The sequence below is a fragment of the Streptacidiphilus sp. MAP12-20 genome, from assembly GCF_041262525.1.
Taxonomy (GTDB): domain Bacteria; phylum Actinomycetota; class Actinomycetes; order Streptomycetales; family Streptomycetaceae; genus Streptacidiphilus.
Genome location: NZ_JBGCCK010000037.1, coordinates 46,045 through 52,769, shown reverse-complemented (window position 1 = coordinate 52,769; position 6,725 = coordinate 46,045). Strand labels below are relative to the sequence as shown.

At 71.0% G+C, this 6,725-nt stretch carries 6 protein-coding genes; 2 read left to right on the top strand and 4 right to left on the bottom strand.

Going from position 1 to position 6,725, the window contains the following annotated elements:
* Positions 1-80: 80 nt before the first annotated feature.
* Positions 81-410 carry an RICIN domain-containing protein gene (locus tag ABIA32_RS32185; RefSeq protein ID WP_370103181.1) on the top strand — a complete coding sequence of 110 codons (330 nt, stop codon included), beginning with the start codon at positions 81-83 and terminating at the stop codon, positions 408-410.
* A gap of 68 nt (positions 411-478) precedes the next feature.
* Here the strand turns inward: ABIA32_RS32185 and ABIA32_RS32180 are convergent, their stop codons facing one another.
* From ABIA32_RS32180 to ABIA32_RS32165, 4 genes are all read right to left on the bottom strand, one after another.
* Positions 479-1,246, bottom strand: coding sequence for a hypothetical protein (locus ABIA32_RS32180; protein ID WP_370103178.1), 768 nt, complete (start codon positions 1,244-1,246; stop codon positions 479-481).
* Positions 1,243-1,773 (bottom strand): SigE family RNA polymerase sigma factor, encoded by a 531-nt coding sequence (locus tag ABIA32_RS32175; protein WP_370103176.1) that lies wholly within the window; start codon positions 1,771-1,773, stop codon positions 1,243-1,245. Before ABIA32_RS32175 ends, ABIA32_RS32180 begins: the two co-directional genes overlap by 4 nt.
* Positions 1,774-1,867: 94 nt before the next feature.
* A complete protein-coding gene (locus ABIA32_RS32170) occupies positions 1,868-2,758 on the bottom strand; it encodes an expansin EXLX1 family cellulose-binding protein (RefSeq protein ID WP_370103174.1) in 891 nt (296 codons plus the stop codon).
* 324 nt (positions 2,759-3,082) lie between these two features.
* Complete coding sequence (locus tag ABIA32_RS32165; RefSeq protein ID WP_370103172.1) at positions 3,083-4,843, bottom strand: cellulase family glycosylhydrolase; 1,761 nt, start codon at positions 4,841-4,843, stop codon at positions 3,083-3,085.
* Between the two features lie 569 nt (positions 4,844-5,412).
* On the opposite strand from ABIA32_RS32165, the gene ABIA32_RS32160 reads away from it, so the two are divergent.
* Positions 5,413-6,675: a nitrate/nitrite transporter gene (locus ABIA32_RS32160; protein WP_370103170.1), complete on the top strand. Its 1,263-nt coding sequence runs from the start codon at positions 5,413-5,415 to the stop codon at positions 6,673-6,675.
* Positions 6,676-6,725 lie beyond the last annotated feature (50 nt).

Sequence of the window (6,725 nt, the reverse complement as noted above, 5' to 3'; positions counted from 1 at the left end):
CGGCTTCCTCCACCGCTACAACTACCATCGCTGCCACACCGCACTCGGAGGCCAAACCCCCATCAGCCGAGTCAACAACGCTGCGGATCAATACAGCTAGGGCGAAGCCGCGCTCTGCAGCTCCCGAACTTTCCGATCTCGCCCGGCTCGCGGAGGGGCTGAGCAGGCTCGCCCTCACCGACACCTACCCCGCCTCCGGCGAGGCGATCACCCAGACCAGCGCCACCGGCGGCGACAACAACCAGGTCTGGACCCTGGTCCCGCACGGCAACCAGTACCTGATCAAGAACGTCGCCACCGGCCGCTTCGTCAGCATCGCCCAGGGCTTCTCCAACGACCTTGCCAAGGCCGTCTCCTGGACCGAACTCGACACCTCCGACCAGCTCTGGACGGTACGTCGCGTCGACTGACTTGCCGTGGGTGACTGCGCAGCGGGCTGTGGCGGGAACAAGGCGCGGCGGTCCAGTCCGGCTGAGCCCTACCGCGCCGGAAGGAACCCACCCCCGACCGCCACCGGGGAGTTGGCCGGGGTCCGTGCGTCGACCCGGTAGCTGTCGCCGCCTGCGTCGCGCACGCCCATGGAGTGGTTGAACTGGGCCGCGAACTCGTACTGTCCGGCCGGCACGGTCAGGCCGGGCTTGAGGACCCAGCGGTAGACCAGCGCGCCGCCGACCTCCCGCACGGTGGCGGTGAAGTCGTCGACCGGCAGGGTGCGCCAACTGCCCGTGCTCTGCACGCCGCCGGTCTGCGCGACGCGCAGCTCCAGGGTGAGCGAGGTGAGCGGTTGAGCGGTCCTCAGGACGAGGTCGCTCTGCGACCAGTAGACGGTGCTGTGCGGGTCCACCGAGCCTGCCGACCACAGCGGCCCGGCCTGAGGCCGTACGCCGGTGGGCGGAGCCGAGTGTGGGCTGCCCGTGGCGGCGGTCGGCGACGAGCCGGGGGCGGTGGCGGAATCCGACGGTGTCGGACGGGGAGTGGCCGACGGTGATGTGGTGGGCGTGGTGACGGTGGTCGACGGCGACGGGCCGCGCACGATGTCGGCGACCGCGAAGCCGCCGGTCGCCAGGAGGCCGGCCGTGGCAAGACCGGCGAGGACAGTTCTGGGGCCTGACCTCGTGAACGAGCGGGTGCGGTGACGGACGGGCGGACCGGCCAGGCCACGTTCCGCGCGGGCGAGCATCCTCGCGCGGTCGGGCTGGTAGGCCTGGGCGGACTCGCGCAGCCGCCGGGTGATCTCCTCGCTCACTGAATCCTCCTTCCTGCCACCAAGACCTCGGCGGATCGTACGCCGAGTACGCGTTCCAGCTCGGCCAGGCCCCTCGAGGTCTGGCTCTTCACCGTACCGACCGATATGCCCAGGGCCACCGCTGTGTCCTTCTCCGACAGGTCGAAGGCATGGCGCAGCACCACGCACGCCCGTCTGCGGAACGGCAGCCGGGTCAGTGCGGTGCGCACGTCCAGCACGGCGGCCACGTCGGGTCCTTCCGTCCGCTCCGGGACGCGGGACCAGAACAGCGTGATCCGGCGGCGCTCCCGGACCGTGCTCCGGAGTCGTTCGCGTGCCATGTTGGCCACCACGCCGCGCGCATAGGCACGCGGGTGCTCGGCCGCGCGGAGCCGCTCCCAGCTCTGCCAGAGCGCGACCAGGGCATCGGCGGCCAGGTCGTCGGCCGCGTCCGCCTCCCCGGTCAGGAGGTGGGCGAAGCGCGCCAGTTCGGCGTAGTGGCGTTCGAAGAAGTCGTGGAACTCTACGGACGCGTCGTCGGGGAGCATCTCCCTCGGTCGCCCTTTCTTGCCTGTGCGCGTTAACAACGCATGAGGGTAACAGCGGTCGTCAACGGGTCCAGGCGGCTGGATGGCCGCACGGTTAATGCCGGGCGAACTGGACACCGGTCGGTTGGGCGACGTTCGGCCGTAGCGCGATCCCGCCGACGGTCAGCTGCTGACCGTAGATGTCGGTGATCCTGATCGGCCCGCCGCAGCCGCTGCCGTCGCTGGAGACGAAGTAGTTGTAGTCGGTGCGCGGGAGCCGGCGCCAGCCGCCCGCCGTCCGGACCTCCAGCAGCGCGACCGGATTCCGGTGTCCGATCACCTGGATCCCGCACCACCAGCGGGTGGAGCCGGTCTGGTACCGGAGGGAGAGCGGCCCGAGGGAGGCGGGGCTCAGCAGCGTCCAGGTGATCGGAAGGCGGCCGACCGAGAGGTTGGCGAGCCGTGCGAAAGCCTGCTGACTCAGGTCGAGTTGGCCGGGCGCGCAGGGCAGGGGGCACTCGTTGACGATCCGCACCGTCAGGGAGGCGCCGTTGGCGGCGCGCACGAGCACGTAGTCGCCGCACGCCTTGGACGACTCGTAGTCGGTGTAGTTCATCGCCGCGACCATGAGGTCACTGGACGGTCCGAACAGGCACGCGCCGTTGCCGTCCGCGGCGGCGTACGCGGTCGCGACGCCGTGGTAGGTGACGGAGGGCTTGATCCGTCCGGCCAGCGGCGCCACCGCTGAGCCGGAAGGCGCCGCGCCGCCGGTCGGCGCCGACCGCGACGCGGACGCGGACGCCGTGCCGGCGCGGGACGGCCGCGCCGCCGCGCTCGCGGACCCGGCGGTGCCGGACGCGGTCACCGGTCCGGCGCCGGGCGCGGCGCCTGCCTGGGCCGCCGCGACGGCCCGCCCGGCAGCCGGGCCTGCGCCCGGCAGGAACGCGACCGCCAGGCACGCCAGCACCCCGACGGCAAGCAGCGCCGCCGGAATGCCTGTGATCAACCCGCGTCCCCGCTCGCGCCTGCGCCGTGACTGCGGCGCTGCGCGCCTCGTTCCCCTCATGCCCATCCGTTCGGTCGGTCCGGTCGAGTCGGTGTTCCACCTCTCTGTTGCCGCCGCGGGCGGAAAGGTTGCCGACCCGCGCGGACCTTTCGACGGGCGGAACGGCGGGCAGGAGGCAGCCGGTCGTCGGCCCGGGGATCAGCCCTCGACGCCTCGCTCCGGGTCGTACGTACCGGCTCACCTTCCCGGGGGGCTGGCGCCGGGAACTGAACAGCCGCATGTCCGCCGGCCCTGTGCGTCGCCGCGCACAGGGCCGGCGGTGCGTCAGGACGCGGTGCCGGTGATGGAGGTGCCCCACGCCGTCAGGTGGTAGGTGACGGCCGCGCCGCTCCAGAACCGGACCGTGAGCGTGACCTGCGAGCCCTGCTTGATCCCCTTGAAGAAGTCGGGGGTGAGGGTGAGGGTGTTGTGCGCGTAGTCGGGGACGAAGTCGGTGTCGAAGGCCTGGAACGCCGTCCAGCTGTTCGGCCCGGCGTTGCTGCCGTCGCCGTAACGGGCCTCCACCGTCGCCAGCACGTCACCGCGGAACTGCGCCGGGATGGTGAGGCCGCTCGTGCTTCCGGTCGCGCCGAACGCGAGCGGGGTCGCGGAGGAGACGACGCTGATCGGCCACGGCGCCCCCGCCGAGAACCGGGCCGACAGCGTCGCGGCGACGCCGTAGCCGTGGTGTGCCGTCAGCCGGGTGAGCAGGGCCGGGGTGAGGGTGAGGCGGTTGCCGGAGAGCGTGTAGTCCCGGCCCCGGACCAGCGCGCTGCGGCCCTGGAACAGGCCGCGGAAGGTCGTGCCGTTCGGGTTGAGGACCAGGGAGCGGGCGGTGACCGGCCCCGACGTCGGGACGAAGACCTGGTCGCTGGAGGCGGTGCCCGAGCGGGTCGTCCAGCCGGCCTTGATCTCCGCGAACAGACCCGGGTCCCGCCACCGCAGGGTGGCGCGGTCCAGGTAGGCGCCGTTGTCCCACAGGAAGCCGGTGATCCCGTTGATCCGCTCCTGGTGGCCGATCTCCTCGAAGTACTTCACCGCCTCGCCGCGCTCGACGGTGCCCGGGTGGTTGAAGTCCGGGTAGCTGAGCAGCCCGTACTCGCCGAGGATGACGGGGATGCCCTTGGCGACGAACGTGTTGTGCATGCGTCCGAAGACGGTGGTCATGTCCCGCAGGCTCGCGGTGTCGAACGTGACCACGCCGGCGTTGTCGGAGCTGAACGGCCAGTAGCCGTAGTAGTGCAGGCTGGCGATGATCCGGTTGTCGTGCAGCGACGCGATGGTGGCCGCCAGGTCGTTCATCAGCGACTGGTCCGGCGTGTCGCCGATGGTGGGCAGGACCAGGAAGCGCGTCGCGTTCGCGCCGCCCGACCCGCGCACGATCCGGTGGAAGGAGGTGTTCAGCTCGCCCAGCAGAGCGGCCTTCTGGGCGTCCGTCGCACCGGTGAAGGTGGGCTCGTTGACGCTCTCGAAGACCAGGTGGTCGGACTCGTCGCGGAACGCGTGGGCGAGCTGCGTCCAGGTGGCGTCGTAGCGGGCCAGGACCCCGTCGTGGTCGGCGGGCATGCCGGCGATCCACTGCCAGGAGTCGTGGTGGACGTTGAGCACCACGTAGAAGCCGTCCGCCAGCGCCCAGTTCACCACCTGCTTGATCCGGGCGACGTAGGCCGGGTCGATCGTGTAGCCGGGACCGGAGCCCTGGTGGCCGCTCCAGGTGACCGGGATGCGGATGCTGCGGAAGCCCTGCGCGCGTATCGCGTCCAGCTGGGCCTTGGCGACCACCGGATTGCCCCACGAGGTCTCGGCCGGGATGGCGTCGAGGCTGTTCCCCAGGTTCCAGCCGGGCTGCATGGCGGCCACCGCCGGCACGACGCTCGACGGCGCGTGGGGGACCGCCGCGGGCGCCTGGACGGGCGCGCCGCCGTTGGTCGCGCCGGACGCGGTGCCGTAGACGAGCCCGCCGGCGGCGATGAGCGCCACCGGCGTCCCCACCATGAGCCCGAGCCTGCTGCGACGGTGCCGTGCGGCCTGGCGAGTTGCCTTCATTTCTCAGTCCTTCGTGACGAACGAACCTGATCCGCTCCCTTGTTGCCGCAGGTGGACCGAAAGGTTGCCCGTGGGGAGGAAGAAATGGAGAGGCGACGATGCGCTTGACGCCCGCGCCCCGAAGGGCTGCGTCCCGGTAAAGAGGGGACGAGCGCGAGGGTGGACAGGGTGGTGGCCGCCACTGTGCGGAGCGGGCGCGTATGACGGGGCCGCATGGGTCTCCAGTGCTGCTGAGGGTCGGCTGCCGCGAGCGGCGCCGCAGATGAATGTCAGTCAGCAGCCTGCCGGAGACCGTGCGCGCGTCGGTCGATGCCCTCGGGGCCCGCCCGGGATTCACCGCATCAGGTCGCAACGGGTCCGCCGTCGGGCGCAAAAGTCTGACGAACCAGGGACTTGAAGCCCGCCCGCATGCTGCTGTCTCCGACCCGCGAGGACGGTACGCGCTGGGCCGATCGGTTCCGATTGTTCCCGTGTGGAGCAATCCAGGGATGACGCAGACCATGGTCGACGGATGAATCCCCATACCGTTGATCCGTGAGCCATGAGGCCGCCCATGGAGGAACAGGGTCATGACCGGGACCGACACCGATACCGACAGCGGCGCGGGCGTCAAGGCACCCGATTCCGCAGCGGCGGCCATCCCTGCGGCCGCCTGGATCAACCTCGCTCTCGCCACGGTCGGTATGGCTGTCAACTTCTGGGCCTGGGGACTGATCAGCCCTCTCGGGCCGACCTACAAGCAGCAGTTGGGTCTGAACTCGTTCCAGCAGTCGTTCCTGGTCGCGGTCCCGGTCCTGGTCGGGTCGCTCGGGCGGATCCCGGTGGGGGCGCTGACCGACAAGTACGGGGCCAGGCTGATGGTCCCGGCGATCAGCTTCGCCACCGTCCTGCCGGTGCTGGGCCTCAGCGTGGTCCACGGCTTCGGGCTGCTGCTCCTGGTGGGGTTCTTCCTCGGCGTTGCCGGCAGCTTCTTCGCCGCGGGCGTGCCGTACGTCAACTCCTGGTTCCCGCCCGCGCGGCGCGGCATGGCGATCGGAATCTTCGGCATCGGCACCGGCGGCACCGCCATCGCCTCCTTCTTCACCGCCCGGTTCCTGCGCTGGTACGACAACACCAACACCATGTTCTACGTGGTGGCGGTCGTCCTGGCGGTCTACGGGGTGGTGGCGCTGCTGCTCGCCCGGGACGCGCCGGGGCGGCAGATTCCCGAGCACCTGTTCGGCGCGCGCTTCAAGCAGGCGCTGAAGGATCCGTCGACGCTGCCCATGGCGCTGCTCTACGCGGTCTGCTTCGGCGCGTTCGTCGCGATGGGCGTCTACCTCCCGACGTACCTCAAGGAGGCCTATCACCTCTCCCAGGACGGCGCTTCGACCCGCGCTGCGGGCTTCACCCTGGTCGCCGTGCTGTTCCGGCCGCTCGGCGGAACCCTCTCGGACCGGATCGGACCGGCGAAGGTACTGGTGGGCTCGTTCGGAACGGTTGGCTTCACCGCTGTCTGGCAGGCCTTTCAGCCCCCGTTGAACCCCTGGTCGACCGTCGCTTTCCTGGTCATGGCCGCGAGCATCGGCCTGGCCTGCGGAGCGGTGTTCGCCCTGGTCGCGATCGTCACCCCGAAGGAGAGGGTGGGCACCGTCACCGGCCTGGTCGGTGCCGCCGGCGGCCTTGGGGGCTACTTCCCCCCGCTGGTGATGGGCGCCGTCTACGGCATCACCAGCTCCTTCGCGATCGGCCTGATGCTGTTGTCCGACGCGGCGTTCGCTGCGCTGATCTACTGCGCCGCGAAGCTGCTGGGACGCGATCGCCGGGACAGCCCCGACCGCTTCGGCAGTTGACGCTGCCCGTGGGACCCGGCTGCCCGGCCCACCGCCAGCGGTGGCCGAGC

Coding starts and splice junctions, on each gene's coding strand:
- ABIA32_RS32175 (WP_370103176.1), bottom strand. CDS start 1,773: ATGCTCCCCGACGACGCGTCCGTAGAGTTCCACGACTTCTTCGAACGC.
- ABIA32_RS32165 (WP_370103172.1), bottom strand. CDS start 4,843: ATGAAGGCAACTCGCCAGGCCGCACGGCACCGTCGCAGCAGGCTCGGG.
- ABIA32_RS32160 (WP_370103170.1), top strand. CDS start 5,413: ATGACCGGGACCGACACCGATACCGACAGCGGCGCGGGCGTCAAGGCA.